We start from the raw sequence: 18,408 nt of genomic DNA, 5'->3' as shown, positions 1-18,408 counted from the left end.
GAAAATGCTTGTAAAGTGCGCCCCGCAGTAAGTCACCCGCCAGGGTTTCTGCTCTCCAAGCAGGAATCTGAAATAAGTTGCAAATCATTAACTTGAAAGCAATTTAGGGGGTTGACAGAGGTGCTTAAGATTGTAGAATAGCGCGCCTCAGACACACGAACGCAGCGATGCGAACGGGTCGAAGAGACGAAGCAAGTTTCACCGTTGTAAATTGAAATATGTAGTTCCGTGATAGCTCAGTCGGTAGAGCAAATGACTGTTAATCATTGGGTCCCAGGTTCGAGTCCTGGTCACGGAGCCAATTTCAAACCGGGGTATAGCGCAGTCCGGTAGCGCGCCTGCTTTGGGAGCAGGATGTCAGGAGTTCGAATCCCCTTACCCCGACCATTTTTGGGTCGTTAGCTCAGTTGGTAGAGCAGTTGGCTTTTAACCAATTGGTCGTAGGTTCGAATCCCACACGACCCACCATTTTTGAAACCAGTTAACGCTGGAATCAGATCTTAAGATCAGAGGCCAAAAGCACTGATCGAAGAAGGCGACTGAAAGGTCGCCTTTTTTTTACCGGGGTATAGCGCAGTCCGGTAGCGCGCCTGCTTTGGGAGCAGGATGTCAGGAGTTCGAATCCCCTTACCCCGACCATATTAAAAATCCTCGTATCGAAAGATACGGGGATTTTTTTTGTCTTTTAAAAAGCACACTTGTGCAGGGCATGCGTAATGGGTCGAGCCTGGCGCTGGACTCGATGCAAGCCAGTGCGTCCCATGCCGCCAATACGCTAGTGCTGGCAGAGCGGGCCGGGGAGGCGCGGGAGGTGGATCGCAATCTGCTGAATATTCGCGATCTGTCAGTGCGTTCTGCCGCCGGTGCCGACCAGACCAGTGCTTCGAGCCATGAGCTGTCGAAACTGGCCAATGCGTTGCAGGGTATGGTGCAGCGGTTTCAGGTCTGATTCCGGGCGATGAAATAAATGTGGGAGCGAGCAGGCTCGCTCCCACGTGGGTTACGGGGTTTATCAGTGCAACTTGAGCCGCGGCTCGGTCCCGCGCCCGATCTTGCTGCCCAGCATCAACATCGCGGTGCGAAACGCGCCATACAGCGCCATCTGATGCATGCGGTACAGCGATACGTAAAACATCCGCGCCAGCCAACCCTCCAGCATCACGCTGCCGGTCAGGTTGCCCATCAAGTTACCCACAGCCGAAAAACGCGACAGCGAGATCAGCGAGCCATAGTCGGTGTACTTGTATTCCGGCAGCGCCTTGCCTTCGATCCGCAGCTTCAGCGATTTGGCCAGCAGCGATGCCTGTTGATGCGCTGCTTGCGCACGCGGTGGCACATTGCGGTCGGTGCCCGGTTGCGGGCAGGCTGCGCAGTCACCGAAGGCGAAGATGTTTTCATCGCGGGTGGTTTGCAGGGTCGGCAGTACTTGCAGCTGGTTGATGCGGTTGGTTTCCAGGCCGTCGATGTCCTTGAGGAAACCGGGCGCACGAATCCCGGCGGCCCAGACTTTCAAGCTGGCGTTGATCACTTTGCCGTCGGCGGTGATCAGGCTGTCGGCGGTCACTTCACTGACCGCCGCATTGGTCATGACATTGACCCCGAGCTTTTCCAGGGTTTTATGCACAGGTCCGCCGATGCGTTCCGGCAGGGCAGGCAGTACCCGGGGGCCGGCTTCGATCAGGGTGATGTGCATGTTTTCCGGTTTGATCCGGTCCAGCCCGTAAGCCGCCAATTCGTGGGCGGCGTTGTGCAGTTCGGCGGCCAGTTCGACACCGGTCGCACCGGCCCCGACGATGGCCACGCTGATCTGCTCGACCTTGTCGGTCTGTCCGGCATGGGCGCGCAGGTAGTGATTGAGCAGTTGTTGATGGAAGCGCTCGGCCTGCTTGCGGGTATCGAGGAACAGACAGTGCTGCGCCGCGCCCTGAGTGCCGAAGTCGTTGGTGGTACTGCCGACGGCAATCACCAGCGAGTCGTAGCCCACTTCACGGGCCGGCACCAGTTCCAGTCCGGCGTCGTCATACGTGGCGGCCAGCTGGATTTTTTTCTGCGCGCGATCAAGCCCGCTCATGCGCCCCAGCTGGAACTCGAAGTGGTTCCATTTTGCCTGGGCAACATAGTTGAGTTCGTCTTCGGAAGAGTTCAGGGAGCCGGCCGCGACTTCGTGCAACAGCGGTTTCCAGATGTGGGTCAGGTTCGCGTCGACCAGCATCACACTGGCCGTGCCACGCTTGCCCAGAGTCTTACCCAGACGGGTAGCCAACTCCAGACCGCCGGCGCCGCCGCCAACGATGACAATACGATGAGTCATGGGGATATCTCGCAAGGCTAAAAGAAATCGGTGCCGTTACCCGAGCGAGCGCCACGCGGCTCATAGCGTCAGGTAACTGATAAGTCTGCTCAGCAGGCCCAGACCAATGGTCGCTGCCAGCACCACCACCAGGAGCATCCACGGCCGGAAAGGCCGGCGCTCGACTCGGTGTTGGGACAGGTGCAGGTACTCTTCGACATGCTTCTGGTCGTCGGGGTTCAGGCGGCTGGTCATGTGAGGCCTCGTCAGGGGTAGACGTTGCTGAATGTGTAGAAGCTACAGGGAATTTATCCCCCTGTGAACGGAGCATAGCTGCCGGCCGGGACGGGGCCGATGTTCACAGACTGATCCCGACATCAAAGACGATGCTACGCCCCAGGTTGCTGCGTAGAAAGTCCGGCGCGTCGGGATGCGCGAACAACACGCGGGCGAAGGTCGGGCCCACCAGCGACAACGAGCGCCAGCCCTGGCGCAGGTATTCGGTGGGCGGCGGGAAATGGCTGTTGAGGTCCAGTACTTCGCGCTTGAGGCTGGCGAAGGCAATGATGTCCAGTTCGCCGAGGTCCATGCCGCGCTCTTTGTAGTTGTGCGCCTTTTTGCGCAGGGTTGGCGCCAGTCTCAGCAGAAACTCATTGGCGGGGATGCGTTTGGGTTTGGCTTCGCGCCGCACCAACTGGCTCAGGGAAAAAGCGCTGCGCCGACGTTGCAGCTCGTCGCGCCATTCATCGTTGAGTCTGCGGCCTTCGTCGAGCACGAAGAACACCTCGAAATTCGCCTCACGGAACAGCACGTCCGGCGGCTCCCCGGCAGGGGCGAATTCGTCGGCGCGGTAGGGGATATTCAGGCCTTGCAGCAGGCGCTGGCACACCCAACGCTCCCGCTCCCATTTGCGGGCATTGGACAGGAACGCGTTGGCTTGCTCGGCCGCGATGGTCAGCAGGCGTAAATAATCTGAGTCATCCATAGGCCCAAGCTTAGCGTGCAAATGTTTTAGTCTTTAGCGTTTAGTTGTTAAATTTACTTTTGCTTCTCTTGAATGACGGAATCGATATGGGCATTGGCGCACGCCTACAGTCGTGAGTCCGTCAGATGGGTGGCCACTGGTCGTGTTAACCATTAGCGGGCGATTCTCGGCGTTACTCCGGACCGCCTCTGAGGTTCGTCGAAACCTTATCAACGTTGCGTGCTTTCCAAGGCATGCGCTGAAACCAGGACTGCGGAACCGGGTGCACTATGGCCCGCAGTGCCCTGGCGTAATCCATCACCAGTCCGGGTGTCCATGCCATTGTCAGCGCGCGTCTGCGTACCTGTGCCGCAATCCACAGTTCTGGCATAAACAGGGTCCTCAAACAATCTCGCCAGCGCTCGCTGCGCAAGGCAAGCACTCCATCAAGGGACGCTTCCAGCGCATAAGCGACACTGCTTGAGCAATTGCGGTATGTCAGGTTGTAGCTGTTATCGCGGCTGTAGTTGGTCCAGAAGTTCTCAAGGGCACGGCTATTGTATTGGTGAAAAAGAATTTTACGATCAGACTCACACCAGTTAGCAGCCTCTGTCGCATAGTCAGGCTGATAAGTACCCGCTACGTCATTGTCTTTGGTCGCTTTAAGTAGGCGGAAAAACTCTGAGGGCGAACGGTCGATGTCTGCGGCCGGGTATAGGCTGATATAGATCGAGGGCTGCAACTCCAGCGCTGCGTGTCCAGTGGAAATGACGCCTTGGCTATCGACGGCTGCGATGTACCGGTTGATGATCGGTCGCGGTACCGGTGTATTTTCCGCCGTACCTTCTGGCGTCCAAATATGCACGATCAGAGGCTCGTTAAGTGGCGGGCTGGCAAGGGTCTCGATCACTTCGGGTTTAATTGCAGGTTTCTTGTTTATGCTCGGCAAAGACTCATTGACCGCCAGTAGTTCGAATGACGAAGTACCATGCACGAGTAAACTCGCACGCCTGGCCACGCGCAAGGTATTGATGCCACTGACGATCATCAGCGAACCGAGAAAAAATGAGACCGTCGCCTGGTAGTCAACTGGATAGGGGGTGAAAAGCAGGAGGGCGAAGATTACCTTGGCTGTACCAGTGATAACTGAAAAACGCCAATGAGGGTATCTGACGACAAAAGCGGAAGTAATCACCAGTACGCCGAAAATGAAATACGAAAAACCGAAAATAATCGCCAGTAACAGGTTGCTATAGGTTTTGTCGGTCAGAATCAGGAGCGCCACGAAGAAACAGACGCCGCCTTTGAAAAACAGCACGGCCTTTTGTGCACCCACACCACTCGACGCTACGCTGAGTGTCACGATGCTTTCCAAAAGCAGTAAAACCCCAAAGACCTTCATCGGGAAATACAACATACCGTCTAGGCCGTCAATAAGTACACCCGTCCCCATCAAGCCCCAAAGCAAACCGACCCAACCGATGAACCTGGCTTTGGATCGCACGAATTCTGCGCCAAATAGAAGCAATGCGATTTGAATCATGAGTTGTTTCCTTGTCGCAAATCGTACGGATTGAAGTGGCGCATAATTATTGGAAGTGACTGATCTGCCAGTTGCCCACGATCACTTCGCCGCTCGAATCCGCAATAACGCCAGGGGTGTAGTCACAGATAACCCGTGTGTTTGTGCCCTGTACGGTGATACGAAACGTTAAAGAGGCGTGCCCCTTCCTACGTTGTTGTATGGACCAGTGCTGTCGTAGTTTCTCCCGGTCCTTCGGGTGTACGCGCTCCAGCACGTCATTGATCGTCGACAAGACAGGGGCCTCTATTCCCAGCAGATCCCGCAGGTTATCGTCCCAGAAAATATCGCCAGAGTTGGGGTGCAGCCGATACATTACCCCCTCACCAGACGCCCGGCCGGTGTCGAGATCGTAACGTCGTGCTGACTGGGTCAGAACGCGCAGAAAAACCATCAGCAAGGCTGTAGCGCAGAGATAGCACTGGGCTAGTAGCAATGGTTCACCTTGGTGAAGCCCTTTAAGGAAAAAGGGCCCTTGCCCATTGTCGGTGTAATGAATCACCAAGGCTGCCAGCGTCAGCAATACCAACGTTGCTCCACGTCCCCCCCAGACCATCGAAACGATCACTGAGAAAATGATCGGGACGCAGGCTAGCGCGAAGTTCATGGCGGCGCCGGTATTATCGGTAATACCGGCCTTCAGCCATGCGGGATCGAGCCCAAAGATAAACCAGGTACTGAGGCATAGAAGGAGAAAGGCAATCACGCCCGTAAGATTGGCGAAGACCCCTGCGCGATGAGTATTGGTATCAACATTGAGCAGGCTCATGATCGTAGTGGTGGCGAAGATAATCCCGGTGATGTTGGCAATCCAGGTTACCCAGAACAGGTGCCGCAGTGGCACATCGCGTGCGAGCGTCAACCAGGTTCCGGTCAATGCAGCTTCCACTGCGCAAACAACCACGGTAGCGACTATCCAGAGCACAATTGCGTTCAAGTAGTCGTTGGGGCGGGCGAAACGACGCACCAGCCAGGCGATGCTGACGGCTGCACTCAGGGCCAGGCAGGAGTGGACTAGCGTAGAGACCAGATCATGCCGCCATTGAATATCCAGGAGAACTCGTGTCGCCAGCAATACCGTGAACAACACTGGCCAGCGTGAACGTTGCGAGCTGAGAAACGCTGAAACCGCCACGCCCGCGGGGAACCATACAATGGCCACTTGGGAGACAGGGTGGTCAAATTCAAGCGAGATTAGGCCTGTCACGTAATAGGTCAGTACCCACATCAGCAAGCTGGCAACTTGTGTTAGAACCCTCGGTATTATCACTGTCGTTTTTTCCGATTTAATGTCGTTGCGTTAGTTAACGCGAAGTGTCCTGGGCACATCGCTGAAGCATGCCCCTGATATCGTTTAGGGCGCAGGGGGGTATCAGCTTCTTTTTTATGCATTACGGCAAAACGGGTAGAAGCCGTCAGCTTTTCAGAAGGTGGCGCGGACTTTACAGGGTTTACTAATGGTTTCCATCCCGCAGATCGGGGATTGAAATCAAGCCAGTTCGCGCCGTCGCTTCTAACTTCAACGCCGGCTATGCGATCCGCGAAGTCAGCCCTCTCAAGCCGATCTTCGGACTTCTTACGAATCGGTGCCTCCGATCCGATTTCACTCACCGGTCGAGCCTTGGCGGCATCTTTGTTGAACTTCGGGTAGCGCAAAGGGCAGGTGAGCCGTCTGGTCTAGACTGGAGCGCAGTATGGGGACGATGCCCTGTCGCGTTGATCGGGTCGCACTGCGTTATTCCGGGACGATGGTTAAAGTGCTGTGATTACAGCCCAAGGATGGTCAATTGGTCGAGCAGCATGAGTACGTGAGCGCCGGGCAATTACTTGCGACGCTGGAGAAGGCCTATCCATGATCAGCGCCCAGCTGTTATCACCGCAGAGCCTGACAGTGGGCTGGCTGATTTATCTGCCGGTGCTGCTCTGGGCAATCTGCCGCGCACCGTGGGTCGAATTGTTCAGTGACACCCGGCGTCAGCATTTGCTGTTCGGCACAGTGTTCGCGCTGTTCCTGTTGTGGTTGGTACGGCGGGATTTCGACAGCGGAGTGTCCTATCACTTCATTGGCATGACGGCGGTGACGTTGCTGCTGGACTGGCCGCTGGCGATTGTCGGCGGGCTGATTGCGCAACTCGGGCTGGTGTTGCTGGGCCGGCAGGATCTGGCGGCCGTCGGGGTCAATGGTGCGCTGCTGATTCTGCTGCCGGTGCTGGTCACCGAGTGCTGCGCGATCGTTGTTGAGCGGGCGCAGCCACGTAATCCCTTTGTGTATATCTTCTGTTCCGGCTTTCTTGCCGCAGCGCTGTCGGCCTTTTTGTGCCTGGTGCTGGGGCTGACATTGCTGTGGTATGACGGCATTTTCGCCATGCCGGAGTGGCTCGAAGATTTTGTCGGCTACCTGTGGCTGATCATTTTTCCCGAAGCGTTCATCAACGGCATGGTGATCAGCGCGTTGGTGGTGTTCTGCCCCGAATGGCTGGAGACGTTCAACCGCACACGCTACCTTTCGGCACCGTGGAAGGATGACGATCCCAAGCCTTGATCCACATCAAATCCTCCGGTCGCAGGCGAACCCATGCTCGGCTATATCTTTTGAGGAGCTGTGGCATGAGTGTTTATGAGTGGGCAAGGCAGGAGTTGCGTCAGAGTCTGGATACGGCGCAGGAAGTGGGGTTTGATCCGGGCTTGAGTCTGCGCGCCTTGCTCAGCGCGGTGGTGCAACAGAGCAAGGTGGTGCGCAGTGCCGAGGACCTGGCCGACGAGTTGCGTTTTCTCGCGGAAAACCTCGATGAAGGCCAGGACTACGGCTTCATGCGGCCCTGATGATGGAAGGGCTTAATGGCGCGGGTCGAAGTCTTCGCTGAATAGTTCGTCTTCGGCGTCCGGGCTGACCGGGATCTTGTGTTCTTCCGACGCCCAGGCGCCCAGGTCGATCAGTTTGCAACGGTCCGAGCAGAACGGTCGGAAGGTGCTCTCGGCGTTCCATTCAACAGGAGCGCCGCAGGTTGGGCATTGGACGATAGGGGGTTGGCTCATGACTGGCCTCCACGCAAAGTAAGGTAAAAGTGATGCAGGCGTTCGACCTCGCTGTGCAGCCAGGCGAGGTCGCGGTCGTTGACCACCACGTCGTCGGCATGGCTCACGCGATCCTGCCGGCCGGACTGGGCCTTGAGGATCGCCTGGACCTGTTGCTCGCTGGTCTGGTCACGTTGCAGAGTGCGTTCTATCTGTAGCTCTTGTGGGGCATCGATCACCAGCACGCGCTGGGTCATGGCGTATTGCCCGGACTCGATCAGCAGCGGCGATACCAGAATTGCGTAAGGCGATTGTGCATTGGCCAGGTGCGCGATGATTTCTTCGGCGATCAGCGGATGCAGCAGCGCTTCGAGCCAGCGGCGTTCCTGCGGCACTTCGAAGATCAGCTTGCGCAGCGCCGCGCGATCCAACTGCCCGTCGGCCTGCAATACACCGGGACCGAAGTGTTCGGCAATCTTCGCCAGCGCCGGACGTCCCGGCTCCACCACCCAGCGCGCCGCGTGATCGGCGTCCACCACATGCACGCCGAGGTCGATGAAGTGCTGGGCTGCCGCGCTTTTGCCACTGCCGATGCCGCCGGTGAGGCCGAGAATCCAGGGTTTTTCCACAGGGGTATTCATTTCAAACCGACAAACTGCCAATAGAAGTCGGTTATTTGACCACCCCAGAGCAAGGCAATCCAGCCGGCAATGGCCAGATAGGGACCGAAAGGGATCGGCGTCGAGTTTTTTTCGTCGCGCAGGCGCAGCACAATCACGCCGATAATGGCGCCCACCAGGGATGAAAGCAGGATTGTCAGCGGTAAAATCTGCCAGCCGCCCCAAGCCCCCAGCATCGCCAGCAGCTTGAAGTCGCCGTGACCGATGCCGTCCTTGCCGGTGATCAGCTTGAACACCCAGAACACCGACCACAGCGCCATGTAGCCGGCCACTGCCCCCCACAGCGCCGCGTTCAATGACATGAATAGCCCGAAACTGTTGACGATCAGCCCCAGCCACAACAATGGCAGGACCAGGGCATCGGGCAGCAACTGATGTTCGGCGTCAATCAGGCTCATGGCCAGCAGACCCCAGGTCAGGATCAGCAGCATGCCGGCCGGCCAGCCGAAACCGTACTGCCAGGCAATGAACGCCGATAGCACACCGCAGGCCAGTTCGGTCAGGGGATAACGCTTACTGATAGGCGCCGCGCAGTTCGAGCAACGACCGCGTAAAAACAGATAACTGAACACCGGGATATTTTCCCAGGCGCGGATCGAGTGATCGCAATGCGGACAGCGCGAGTGCGGCAACATCAGGTTGTAGGTCGGACCGGGTGCTTCGGGCGGCAGCCCCAGCACGTCGTGGGCCTGGATTCGCCACTCCCGCTCGAGCATTTTCGGCAGACGCCAGACCACCACGTTGAGAAAACTGCCGATCAACAGGCCGAGTATCAGCGCGATGATGACGAAGGCCAGCGGGTAGAGCGTCAGAAATTCATTGAGGGGCATGTCAGATCGCTGAGCCGAGTTGGAAGATGGGCAGGTACATGGCAACCACCAGGCCGCCGACGATAACACCGAGCACCACCATGATGAACGGTTCCATCAGGCTGGTGAGGTTATCGACCATGTTGTCCACTTCGGACTCGTAGAAACTGGCAACCTTGTCGAGCATGTCATCCAGGGCGCCAGACTCTTCACCGATGGCGGTCATTTGAATCGCCATGTTCGGAAAGATGCCAGAGCTGCGCATGGAGAAATTCAGCTGCATGCCCGTTGAAACATCCTGCCTGATACGTAGCACCGCACGCTTGAACACGATGTTGCCAGTGGCACCGGCCACGGATTCCAGCGCGTCTACCAAAGGCACCCCGGCGGCGAAGGTCGTCGACAGCGTTCGCGCATAGCGGGCCACCGCCGACTTGTACATCAGTGCGCCCACCAGCGGCATCTTCAGCAGCCAGATATCCATCCAGTCGCGAAAGGCCTGGGACTTCCTGGACGCGCGGCGCAAGCCGAATACTCCCGCCACCAGCACGCCGAGGACCAGCCACCACCACTGCTGCATGAACTCCGACAGGGCGATCACCATCAACGTAAACGCCGGCAATTGTGCGCCAAACCCGGCGAACACCGACTGGAATTGCGGGACGACCTTGACCAGCAAAATACCGGTGACAATGGCCGCGACGAACACCACCGCCAGCGGGTAAGTCATCGCCTTCTTGATCTTGGCCTTGAGGCTTTCGCTCTTTTCCTTGTAGGTCGCCACCCGGTCCAGCAGCGTGTCGAGGGCGCCGGCCTGTTCGCCAGCGTCCACCAGGTTGCAATACAACTCGTCAAAATATTGCGGTTTCTTGCGCAGCGAGGCAGCGAAGCTGTTGCCCGCCGCGACTTCCTGTTTGACCTCGTCCACCAGTTTACGCATGGCCGGGTTGTCGAAGCCTTCGCCGATGATGTCGAACGACTGCAACAGCGGCACGCCGGCTTTCATCATGGTCGCCATCTGCCGCGTGAACAGGGCAATGTCCTGGGGCTTGATGCGTTTGCCCAGGTTGAAGATCGAGATGGATTTCCTGCGCACCTTGCCAGGGTTGATGCCTTGCTTGCGTAACTGTGCCTTGATCAGCGCCGGGTTCTGACCACTCAGTTCGCCGGTCAGTTTCGTGCCTTTCCTGTCGGTGCCTTCCCAGGCGTACACACTGATTTTTGCTGCCTTGACCGCCATGTTCAGTCCTTGGTGACCCGGTTGATTTCTTCCAGGCTGGTGATGCCTTGCATGGCCTTGCGCAGGCCGCAGGTGCGCAGGTCGTCAAAGCCGTCCTTGCGCATTTGAAGGTTGATTTCCAGTGAGTTGCCTTCGGCCATGATCAGCCGTTGCAGCTCGGGGGTGTTTTTCACTACTTCATAAATCCCGGTCCGTCCCTTGTAGCCGTTATTGCATTGATCACAACCGACCGGCTCATAGATCGTGAACGAGCCAATGCGTTCCTCGGGAAAGCCTTCCTTGAGCAGCGCCTCTCGCGGTATGTCGATAGGCGTCTTGCAATGGCTGCACAGTTTGCGCGCCAGGCGCTGGGCAATGATCAGGCTGACCGAGGTGGCGATGTTGAAACCCGCGATGCCCATGTTGTGCAGACGGGTCAGGGTTTCCGCGGCGCTGTTGGTGTGCAGGGTCGAGAGCACCATGTGCCCGGTCTGGGCAGCCCTGATGGCGATATCGGCGGTTTCCAGGTCGCGGATTTCACCGACCATGATCACGTCCGGGTCCTGACGCAGAAACGAGCGCAGGGCCTGGGCAAAATCCATTCCCTGCTTGGGATTGACGTTGACCTGATTAATGCCTTCCATGTTGATTTCCACCGGGTCTTCGGCGGTGGAGATATTGATGTCCACGGTATTGAGAATATTCAGCCCGGTGTACAGCGAGACGGTTTTGCCCGAGCCGGTGGGACCGGTGACCAGGATCATCCCTTGCGGCTGCCTGAGTGCTGCCATGAACAGTTCTTTTTGTTCGGGCTCGTAGCCGAGGGCGTCGATGCCCATTTGCGCGCTGGAGGGGTCGAGGATCCGGATCACCACTTTTTCGCCCCATAGGGTTGGCAGCGTGTTGACCCGAAAATCGATGGATTTGTTCTTGGACAGGCGCAGCTTGATCCGCCCGTCCTGAGGCCGCCGGCGTTCGGAAATGTCGAGACTGGCCATGACCTTGAGTCGGGCAGCAATACGCCCCGCCAGTTGGATTGGCGGCTTGGCGACTTCGCGCAGGATGCCGTCGGTGCGCACCCGGACCCGGAAGGTTTTTTCGTAGGGCTCGAAGTGCAGGTCGGAGGACCCGCTTTTGATCGCATCGAGCAACATCTTGTGGACAAAACGCACGACCGGCGCGTCATCGGAGTCCTGGCCCGCGATGGCGTCCTGTTGCCGATCGTCGATCGATTCGACGTCCATGCCATCGAGGTCAACGTCGGCCATATCTTCCAGGCCGGTGGTGTGGGTATCGAAGAACTTCTCGATGGCATCGCTGAGTTTGTCGTCCTCGACCAGGATGGCCTCGGTATTGAGCCCCGTGCTGAACTGGATGTCGTTGATGGCCTGGTGATTGGTCGGGTCGGAAATCCCCACGAACAGCTTGTTGCCGCGCCGCCAGAGGGGCAATGCGTGATGCTGACGCACCAGTTTTTCGCTGACCAGGCCTTTGGGCTGGGTTTCCTTGTCCAGGCAGTTGAGATCCATGAGGGCCATGCCGAAATGCTCTGAGGCAATCTCGGCGACCTGGCGGCTTCTCACCAGCTTGTTCTGCACCAGATAACTGACCAGGGAAATGCGATTGCGTTGGGCTTGCTGATACGCCTGTTGCGCGCTTTTGTCAGTGAGCAGCTCGGCCAGCACCAATTGCTTGGCCAGGCCGCTGAGGGCGATGTCATTCATGGGGATTCCGGACGCAGACAGTTCATGACTTATAGCCTAGTCAATGGACGGCGCGAAACCAGCGGCGATGAGGTGACAAAAAGTGTCAGATAGTGCGGATCAAGGCGGTAGGAAAGGAGACTGTCGCGGTGCCGCGCCCCGTCAGCAGGGTCGGGACGGCTTGGCATGGTCGATGCTATAGCTTGTTCAGATCATGAGATTCCGACTCATGCATGGAGCTTGTCTATGAATAATCAAAAAGGTTTTACCCTGATCGAGCTGTTGATCGTGGTGGCGATCATCGGGATTCTGGCGACGTTTGCGTTGCCGGCCTATACCAAGTACCAGGCGCGGGCCAAGGTGACCGCCGGGATCGCGGAAGTTTCGGCGCTCAAAGTGGCTTATGAGGACGTGATGAATGCAGGTTCTGCGGACCCGACGCTGGCTGTTGTCGGCGGTGGGCTTACGGCTACACAGAACTGTACGCTGGGCGTGACGGGCACTGTAGCCAGCGGGGCTGGCACCATTACCTGCACGCTGCTCAATGCCCCAGCACCGGTATTGGGTAAGGTCATTACCCTGACGCGCAGTGCGACCACCGGCTGGACCTGTGCGACCACGGCGCTGGCGATGTACTCGACCCCGAGCTGCCCTGGCGCTTGATTCTCGCTTCGCAGGACCCGTACCCCGCCAGCAATGGCGGGGTATTTTTTTGTCTGGTGGTGCGATGACATGTTCGGGAAAACGGCGTTTCGTTCAAATTTCTTCGACTCAACCGTATGAACGGGGAAACTCCCGACAATTCATGGCCTTAGGCCTGCGATAAAACCGGCAAGTTGCATGTAGGGAATGTCGGGGTCATGCATTTTGCATGATTTCGAAAATTGGCAAATTTTGTAACTTATTGATTTATAAGGTTTTAGTTTGCGTTTCAAAGTTGGCACAGCGTTCGCAATATACCCAGTAACCCTGCTGACACGACATGCAGCAGACTTTCTAGAAAAACAGGAGTTACTCGTATGAAGAAGTTCGCTATCGCTGCCGCTACTGCTACCGCGCTGACCCTGACCATGGCCAACGCTGCATTTGCACAGACCACTACCACCCAGGCGCCGATGACTCTGGCAGCCGGTGAAATGACCAAGGCTGAAGGGGCTACCTCCGATACCTGGATCACCACTAAAGTCAAAAGTGACCTGGTAACCGAAAAAGGCATTCCAGGCACTGACATCAAAGTTGAAACCAACCAAGGTGTTGTGTCGCTGTCGTCGACTGTCGCTATTACCGAAGCTCAAAAAACCACCGCAGTGGCCATCACCAAGAAAATCAAAGGCGTCAAAGCGGTCTCCGCTGACGGCCTGAAAGCCGAGTAAGGCCAAGGCTTCTCGCCTGAACCGGGAGAAGGTGCGGTAGACGGGCCGAGCCATACGTCTGCCGCCTCTGATGAGTTCATGCGAACGGCCACAAGGATGTGGCCATTACAGGCCCCCGGCATTCGTGCCGGGGGCCTGTTCTATTGTGGGCGCCACAAAACCACTGTGGGAGTGGGCTGGGTCGGAGCCGCGTTGCGACGAAGACGGTCTGTCAGCCAACATCATCATCGACTGGCACACCGTCTTCGCGAGCAAGTCGAATCGTCGCACCGCCGCTCCCACATTGACGGTGTTCACTTTGGATTGTGGTGAAACTAGTTCCCGCGTTTGCTGGTGATCTGTACCAACCGATTCCCCTCGAACCGCAGGTAGTAATACATCCCGCTGTTCGGCCCGTACGTCCATTCCTCGACCTGAAACTCATCCCAGCGATCAGCGCTGCGCCTGTAGCCGAGGGAGTCCCTGGCCAGTGGTTGTCCGCATTTCTGCAGCACCTCGCCGGACCGGTCTCCCACGCTGATCAGATTGCTGGCACAACGCAGGGTATCGCCGCCAGCCCATACAGGACCGGTCGCCAATGTCAGCGCCATGCCGAGCAGCCATTGCCGGCCCATCATTCGGCGTCCAGGTGCAGGGGCGTTATGACCCGACCGTCACTTTCCGCCTGCCCAAGGTTGGCGTCGATGAAGTACACGCGGTCGTCAGCCAGTTGGCCCTTGTCCACCAGATAATCCTTGATGCTGCTGGCGCGCTCCTGCCCAAGTTGACGCAGCAAGACGTCGCTGGAACTCCAGAACTTGATCACCTCAGCGCGCATTTTCGCGGTGCGTTCTTCCTTGCCCAGATCTTTCCATTCAGCCGGTGGCTGGGTCTTCAGGCGTGTGCGGTAGATGCCTTCCAGCAGCGGGCCTTTCTCGTTGTCAGGCACCTGCAACTGCGATGCCTGCGCCGGCACCTTGTCGCCACGACGCTGGAGCATCTTGTAGTAGTTGTACTGGTATTCGCGCTCCAGACGCTGTTCGGCGATCAAGGGGCCATCGCTGCTTTGTGCAGCGGTGCCTTCGATTTCCAGGCGCAGGGCCGGTCGTGTCTTGAGGGCCTGGGCCAGTTTGTCCAGCGCACCTTCGGCGTCTTTACCCAAGTCACTGGAACCCGCGGCAAAGGAGACATTGCCCAGGTCTTGCGAACCACCGCCGCTGATCAGCCCGCCAATCAGTTTGAATGGCGCCGCAGCGGCTTTGACGATCAGGTTGCGCAAGGTCTGCCAGACAATCGGCATGACGCTGAACTGCGGATTGTTCAGGTCGCCAGTGACCGGCAGCTCGATGGAGATCTTGCCATCGACGTCCTTGAGCAAGGCAATGGCCAGTTTCAATGGCAGGCTGGTGGCGTCCGGACTATCGACCTTTTCCCCCAACTCCAGTTGCTCGACCACTACTTTGTTTTCAGCCTTGAGCTGGCCTTTGGTGATCAGGTAATGCAGGTCAAGATTCAGCCGGCCCTTGCGGATACGGTAGCCGGCGAACTTGCCTGAGTAGGGCGTCAAGGTGGTCAGTTCCACCCGCTTGAAGCTGGTGGCGATGTCGAGGCTGGCCATCGGGTCGAACGGGTTGACCGCGCCCTTGATGGTCACCGGCGCGTAGCGGTCAACCTTGCCTTTGACGTCGACGCTGGCCGGTTTGGCCTGGCGGCTGTCGATGGTACCAATCGAACCGTTCAACTGCTGGATGGCGGTGGCGAAGTTTGGCGTCAGGCTGTAGTCGGCGAAGTTGGCCGAGCCGTCATTGATGGCAATGCCGCCAATGTGAATGCCCATCGGTTTGCTGTTGCTGGCCGCCGGTTTGGCCGCGGCGGTTTTGGCGCCTGAGCCGGCCGGTTGCGGGATCAGCAGGTCATCGATGTTGGTGGTGCGGTCATCGTTGATCATGAAGCGCGAATAGGGCTGGAACAGGTTGACCTTGTCGATCGACAGGCTATCGCCGTGCTGATAGTTCAGGCCTTCGAGCACCAGTTGCTGCCACTTGAGGAAGTCGCGGTTCTTCAGGGTGTCGAGGGTATGCAGTTGATCCACCTGGGCGCGACCGGTGACGCTGAAGGCCAGCGGGTCGGTGCTTTTCAGGTTGACCGCCAGATCACTGCCGAGCATGCCGCTGCGCAACTCCAGGCGAATGAACGGGGTGATGTAGGACTGGGCGACGCGCAGGTCAATGTCCTTGGTCTGCACTTTCAGTTTGGCGCTGACGGGAGCCAGGTTGACCTCGCCATCGGCGGTGATCTTGCCTTGCTTGCCCAGGCCGGTATCGAGTTTGAGAGTAAAAGGGGAGCCATTGAGGCTGTCGAAATTCTGCAGGTCGACATTCAACGGGCCGACTTCCAGTGCCACGGCAGGTTGTGCCTTGCGATCGGCCAGATGCACCTGGTAGTCGCGCAGTTGCACGTCTTTGAGCAGCACTTGCCAAGGCTTGCTCGGCGCTACAGGTTCTTTCGGTGAGTCAGCGGCAGCCGGGGTATTGGCCGGTTCGGCATTGGCTTTGGCCGCCGGTCTGGACGGTTGACTGGCGAACAGTTTTTGCCAGTCGAGTTGCCCGTCGGCTTCGAGGGCGGCCCAGGTTTCGAGCTTGTTGCTGCGGATCTTGCCGACCACCACTTGCTGCTTGGCCAGGTCCACGGTGGTATCGCTGACGTCCAGGCGTTCAAGCTTCACCAGTGGCCGACCGTCCGGGGCATTGATGGCGAACGGCGCAACACTGACCGCGACGTTGCTCAGCAGCAGTTCGGTTTCCTTGGACAGATTGAGCTTGTAGTCGGTGCTCAGATTCAGCACGCCATTTTCCAGCGCCAGCGGCAAGGCGTCACGCACATACGGCCACCAGACTTTCATCTGGCCGTCAGTGACTTTCAACTTACCTTCGGAGGCGATAGGGATCAGGCTGAAATTGCCGGTCCAGTCGATTTGCCCGCCTTCCGGGCCGGCGGCGACCAGGGTCATGTCGGCGTTGTCGTCAGGCAGGGTGCTGAGGTTTTTCAGCTCGAATTCGAGTTTGTCGTAGAGAAACTCAATCGGTTCACTGGGACGCGCGTCCTGGAAATGCACATAACCACCGGCCAGTTTGATGCGGTCCACCCGCAGTGGAAACGGCTTGGCGTTCGGATCGGCTGGAGTTGGTTCGCTGGCCGGCAGTTTGAACAGGCCGAGCAGGTTGAGTTTACCGTCCTTGCCGAACAGGATTTCGGTCTTGGGTTTGTCCAGCTGGATATCGGCCAGGTGCAGCGCCTTGGTCCACAGGCTGTCGATTTGCAGGTTGGCGTACAGACGTTCGAAGCCGATCTGTTCCTTGCCCGGCTCACCGATGGTCAGGCCCCAGAGGGTGACTTCAAGGCTGAACGGGTTGAGTTCGATCCGCTGGATATGAGCGGGCGTCGTGGCGTAATTGGCCAGTTGCTGGTTGGCAACGCGTAGTGCGATGCCCGGAAAAATCAGAAACCCCAGCAGGCTGTAGAGAGCCAGTGCAGTCAATAAAGCGCCGAGAGCGCGAATCAATCCTTTGGGCATGTGCGGCTTCATCTGTCTGAATCGGAGTGCCTTGGAGTATGGCACGCCTTTACGGTTCCGAAGTATTCGCCGCTGCCGAGGATTATTCAGATTCTTCTGAAGGCGTTATTACCAGCGATCACAGTTGCAGGATCAGGGTCTTCAACGGTGGTTGCTGATCCATCGACGGGAAGTCGCGGCCCGGTGTCATCACGGTCCATTCACGCACCGGTCGGCCTGCCTTCTCGGCGCAGCGCAGCACTTGCTCGCGCCAATCGTCCATGCTGACTTTCGCCAGGTTATTGCAGCAGATCAACACACCGTTGTCGGCGGTGGTCAGCAGCGCCGGTTTCAACAAGCTCTGATAGTCGCGCAGCAGATCGACGGTGCCGAACGCGCTCTTGGCCCAGGCCGGTGGGTCGAGCAGTACCAGATCGTACTGGCGTTGTTCCAGGCGCTGGTAGCTTGGCAGCTTCTGCCCGCGCCGCTGGCTGATCGGCAAGCCGGCCAGTTGACGGATCGCCGGGAAGTAGTCGCACTGGATGAATTCCATGGTCGGCAGTTGCGGATTGAGTTGGCCGTTCTCGCGACCGACCGCCAGGTTGCCCTCGGCGAAATCCAGGTTGCACACCTCGCTGGCGCCACCGGCCGCCGCGCTCAGACCGACGCCGCAGGTGTAGGCGAACAGGTTCAGCACGCTTTTGTTTTTGCTGTGTGCCTTGACCCAGCCACGGGTGTTGCGCAGGTCGAGGAACAGCAGGGGGTCTTGCCCGGTGTGACGGCCGCGTACCCGGTAGTTCAGGCCCCATTCATGGCCGACCAGATCTTGCAGCGCGGCTTCGTCGGCGCGGTAGACGGTGTCTTCACGGTCGATGCGCGAGTTGCCCCGGGAGCGGTCGTTGTAGACCAGCATCAGGTCGAGGCCCAGGTATTGATTGATGATGTCGTGCAGTTGCAGCAGCGCGTCGCGTTCCAGCGCCTGGTGGAAACTCTGTACCAGCAGTTGTGGGCCATAGCGGTCGATGGTCAGGCCGCCGGCGCCTTCCTGGCTGCCATGGAACAGGCGATAGCAATCGGTGCCTTGCTGATGCAGTTCGCCTAGCAGGTCCTGGCGATGATCGAGGGCGGCGCGCAGCGCCTGATTCAAGGAAGACATGCAGTGCGCCTTGCAAGGTAGGAATTGGGCGCGGGAGTTTAACACTGTGGCGAGGGGGATTGCCTGTGGCGAGGGGCTTGCCCCC

18 protein-coding genes and 4 tRNA genes are annotated in these 18,408 nt (G+C 58.1%); 9 read left to right on the top strand and 13 right to left on the bottom strand.

All coding sequences use genetic code 11. From position 1 onward, the window contains the following. The first annotated feature begins 225 nt into the window (after positions 1-225). The 5 genes from POF45_RS11520 (at position 226) to POF45_RS11500 (ending at position 949) form a co-directional block, all read left to right on the top strand. A tRNA-Asn gene (locus POF45_RS11520) sits at positions 226-301 on the top strand. A gap of 9 nt (positions 302-310) precedes the next feature. After that, positions 311-387 (top strand) — tRNA-Pro (locus tag POF45_RS11515). Positions 388-392: 5 nt separating this feature from the next. Continuing rightward, a tRNA-Lys gene (locus POF45_RS11510) sits at positions 393-468 on the top strand. 94 nt (positions 469-562) lie between these two features. Continuing rightward, positions 563-639: transfer RNA gene (locus tag POF45_RS11505), tRNA-Pro, on the top strand. Between the two features lie 70 nt (positions 640-709). Further along, positions 710-949, top strand: a complete 240-nt coding sequence (locus POF45_RS11500; protein ID WP_282315707.1) for a hypothetical protein — start codon at positions 710-712, stop codon at positions 947-949. A gap of 63 nt (positions 950-1,012) precedes the next feature. On the opposite strand, the gene POF45_RS11495 is transcribed toward POF45_RS11500, so the two are convergent. The 5 genes from POF45_RS11495 to POF45_RS11475 form a co-directional block, all read right to left on the bottom strand. Then, positions 1,013-2,311: an NAD(P)/FAD-dependent oxidoreductase gene (locus tag POF45_RS11495; RefSeq protein ID WP_259496712.1), complete on the bottom strand. Its 1,299-nt coding sequence runs from the start codon at positions 2,309-2,311 to the stop codon at positions 1,013-1,015. 60 nt (positions 2,312-2,371) lie between these two features. Then, positions 2,372-2,545 (bottom strand): DUF3094 family protein, encoded by a 174-nt coding sequence (locus POF45_RS11490; RefSeq protein WP_259496710.1) that lies wholly within the window; start codon positions 2,543-2,545, stop codon positions 2,372-2,374. 103 nt (positions 2,546-2,648) lie between these two features. Then, positions 2,649-3,275 carry a DUF1780 domain-containing protein gene (locus tag POF45_RS11485; protein WP_007942303.1) on the bottom strand — a complete coding sequence of 209 codons (627 nt, stop codon included), beginning with the start codon at positions 3,273-3,275 and terminating at the stop codon, positions 2,649-2,651. Positions 3,276-3,447: 172 nt separating this feature from the next. Beyond that, the gene (locus POF45_RS11480; protein ID WP_259496708.1) at positions 3,448-4,797 is read right to left on the bottom strand and encodes an HdeD family acid-resistance protein; all 1,350 of its coding nucleotides are present in this window, start codon (positions 4,795-4,797) and stop codon (positions 3,448-3,450) included. A 46-nt stretch (positions 4,798-4,843) separates the two neighbouring features. Next, positions 4,844-6,064, bottom strand: a complete 1,221-nt coding sequence (locus tag POF45_RS11475; protein ID WP_282315706.1) for an MASE1 domain-containing protein — start codon at positions 6,062-6,064, stop codon at positions 4,844-4,846. Positions 6,065-6,688: 624 nt separating this feature from the next. On the opposite strand from POF45_RS11475, the gene POF45_RS11470 reads away from it, so the two are divergent. Next, positions 6,689-7,378 (top strand): energy-coupling factor ABC transporter permease, encoded by a 690-nt coding sequence (locus tag POF45_RS11470; protein WP_259496707.1) that lies wholly within the window; start codon positions 6,689-6,691, stop codon positions 7,376-7,378. 65 nt (positions 7,379-7,443) lie between these two features. Continuing rightward, entirely contained in the window at positions 7,444-7,659 is a 216-nt protein-coding gene (locus POF45_RS11465) for a hypothetical protein (protein WP_259496705.1), read from the top strand. A gap of 12 nt (positions 7,660-7,671) precedes the next feature. Here POF45_RS11465 and yacG read toward each other — a convergent pair whose 3' ends face one another. From yacG to pilB, 5 genes are read right to left on the bottom strand one after another with little or no spacing between them, the layout of a single operon-like run. Beyond that, positions 7,672-7,872: a DNA gyrase inhibitor YacG gene (gene yacG / locus POF45_RS11460; RefSeq protein WP_259496704.1), complete on the bottom strand. Its 201-nt coding sequence runs from the start codon at positions 7,870-7,872 to the stop codon at positions 7,672-7,674. After that, a complete protein-coding gene (coaE, locus tag POF45_RS11455; protein ID WP_259496703.1) occupies positions 7,869-8,492 on the bottom strand; it encodes a dephospho-CoA kinase in 624 nt (207 codons plus the stop codon). The genes yacG and coaE overlap by 4 nt, the downstream gene beginning before the upstream one ends. Beyond that, positions 8,489-9,361 (bottom strand): prepilin peptidase, encoded by an 873-nt coding sequence (locus POF45_RS11450; protein ID WP_282315705.1) that lies wholly within the window; start codon positions 9,359-9,361, stop codon positions 8,489-8,491. Before POF45_RS11450 ends, coaE begins: the two co-directional genes overlap by 4 nt. Before the next feature lies 1 nt (position 9,362). Then, on the bottom strand, positions 9,363-10,580 hold the full coding sequence (locus tag POF45_RS11445; RefSeq protein ID WP_282315704.1) for a type II secretion system F family protein: 1,218 nt from the start codon (positions 10,578-10,580) through the stop codon (positions 9,363-9,365). 2 nt (positions 10,581-10,582) lie between these two features. Beyond that, positions 10,583-12,283, bottom strand: a complete 1,701-nt coding sequence (gene pilB / locus POF45_RS11440) for a type IV-A pilus assembly ATPase PilB (RefSeq protein ID WP_282315703.1) — start codon at positions 12,281-12,283, stop codon at positions 10,583-10,585. Between the two features lie 225 nt (positions 12,284-12,508). Between pilB and POF45_RS11435 the strand changes: the two genes are divergently transcribed. Both POF45_RS11435 and POF45_RS11430 read left to right on the top strand, forming a co-directional pair. Beyond that, positions 12,509-12,925, top strand: a complete 417-nt coding sequence (locus tag POF45_RS11435) for a pilin (RefSeq protein ID WP_259496697.1) — start codon at positions 12,509-12,511, stop codon at positions 12,923-12,925. Positions 12,926-13,281: 356 nt separating this feature from the next. Next, positions 13,282-13,635, top strand: a complete 354-nt coding sequence (locus tag POF45_RS11430; RefSeq protein WP_259496696.1) for a BON domain-containing protein — start codon at positions 13,282-13,284, stop codon at positions 13,633-13,635. Between the two features lie 314 nt (positions 13,636-13,949). Here the strand turns inward: POF45_RS11430 and POF45_RS11425 are convergent, their stop codons facing one another. From POF45_RS11425 to POF45_RS11415, 3 genes are all read right to left on the bottom strand, one after another. Beyond that, positions 13,950-14,249, bottom strand: a complete 300-nt coding sequence (locus POF45_RS11425) for a DUF2845 domain-containing protein (RefSeq protein ID WP_282316032.1) — start codon at positions 14,247-14,249, stop codon at positions 13,950-13,952. After that, positions 14,249-17,200: a DUF748 domain-containing protein gene (locus POF45_RS11420; protein WP_259496691.1), complete on the bottom strand. Its 2,952-nt coding sequence runs from the start codon at positions 17,198-17,200 to the stop codon at positions 14,249-14,251. Before POF45_RS11420 ends, POF45_RS11425 begins: the two co-directional genes overlap by 1 nt. Before the next feature lie 106 nt (positions 17,201-17,306). After that, positions 17,307-18,323, bottom strand: a complete 1,017-nt coding sequence (locus POF45_RS11415) for a class I SAM-dependent rRNA methyltransferase (protein ID WP_259496689.1) — start codon at positions 18,321-18,323, stop codon at positions 17,307-17,309. Between the last annotated feature and the right edge of the window lie 85 nt (positions 18,324-18,408).

Source organism: Pseudomonas fungipugnans (assembly GCF_029955235.1).
GTDB classification, from domain to species: domain Bacteria; phylum Pseudomonadota; class Gammaproteobacteria; order Pseudomonadales; family Pseudomonadaceae; genus Aquipseudomonas; species Aquipseudomonas fungipugnans.
The sequence above is the reverse complement of the archived record's forward strand: the minus strand, read 5'-3'. Positions and strand labels throughout refer to the sequence as shown.

Bases quoted from the DNA above. Each gene is read 5' to 3' on its own strand.
- POF45_RS11500 (WP_282315707.1), top strand. From the start codon at position 710: ATGCGTAATGGGTCGAGCCTGGCGCTGGACTCGATGCAAGCCAGTGCG.
- POF45_RS11495 (WP_259496712.1), bottom strand. From the start codon at position 2,311: ATGACTCATCGTATTGTCATCGTTGGCGGCGGCGCCGGCGGTCTGGAG.
- POF45_RS11490 (WP_259496710.1), bottom strand. From the start codon at position 2,545: ATGACCAGCCGCCTGAACCCCGACGACCAGAAGCATGTCGAAGAGTAC.
- POF45_RS11485 (WP_007942303.1), bottom strand. From the start codon at position 3,275: ATGGATGACTCAGATTATTTACGCCTGCTGACCATCGCGGCCGAGCAA.
- POF45_RS11480 (WP_259496708.1), bottom strand. From the start codon at position 4,797: ATGATTCAAATCGCATTGCTTCTATTTGGCGCAGAATTCGTGCGATCC.
- POF45_RS11475 (WP_282315706.1), bottom strand. From the start codon at position 6,064: ATGTGGGTACTGACCTATTACGTGACAGGCCTAATCTCGCTTGAATTT.
- POF45_RS11470 (WP_259496707.1), top strand. From the start codon at position 6,689: ATGATCAGCGCCCAGCTGTTATCACCGCAGAGCCTGACAGTGGGCTGG.
- POF45_RS11465 (WP_259496705.1), top strand. From the start codon at position 7,444: ATGAGTGTTTATGAGTGGGCAAGGCAGGAGTTGCGTCAGAGTCTGGAT.
- yacG (WP_259496704.1), bottom strand. From the start codon at position 7,872: ATGAGCCAACCCCCTATCGTCCAATGCCCAACCTGCGGCGCTCCTGTT.
- coaE (WP_259496703.1), bottom strand. From the start codon at position 8,492: ATGAATACCCCTGTGGAAAAACCCTGGATTCTCGGCCTCACCGGCGGC.
- POF45_RS11450 (WP_282315705.1), bottom strand. From the start codon at position 9,361: ATGCCCCTCAATGAATTTCTGACGCTCTACCCGCTGGCCTTCGTCATC.
- POF45_RS11445 (WP_282315704.1), bottom strand. From the start codon at position 10,580: ATGGCGGTCAAGGCAGCAAAAATCAGTGTGTACGCCTGGGAAGGCACC.
- pilB (WP_282315703.1), bottom strand. From the start codon at position 12,283: ATGAATGACATCGCCCTCAGCGGCCTGGCCAAGCAATTGGTGCTGGCC.
- POF45_RS11435 (WP_259496697.1), top strand. From the start codon at position 12,509: ATGAATAATCAAAAAGGTTTTACCCTGATCGAGCTGTTGATCGTGGTG.
- POF45_RS11430 (WP_259496696.1), top strand. From the start codon at position 13,282: ATGAAGAAGTTCGCTATCGCTGCCGCTACTGCTACCGCGCTGACCCTG.
- POF45_RS11425 (WP_282316032.1), bottom strand. From the start codon at position 14,249: ATGGGCCGGCAATGGCTGCTCGGCATGGCGCTGACATTGGCGACCGGT.
- POF45_RS11420 (WP_259496691.1), bottom strand. From the start codon at position 17,200: ATGAAGCCGCACATGCCCAAAGGATTGATTCGCGCTCTCGGCGCTTTA.
- POF45_RS11415 (WP_259496689.1), bottom strand. From the start codon at position 18,323: ATGTCTTCCTTGAATCAGGCGCTGCGCGCCGCCCTCGATCATCGCCAG.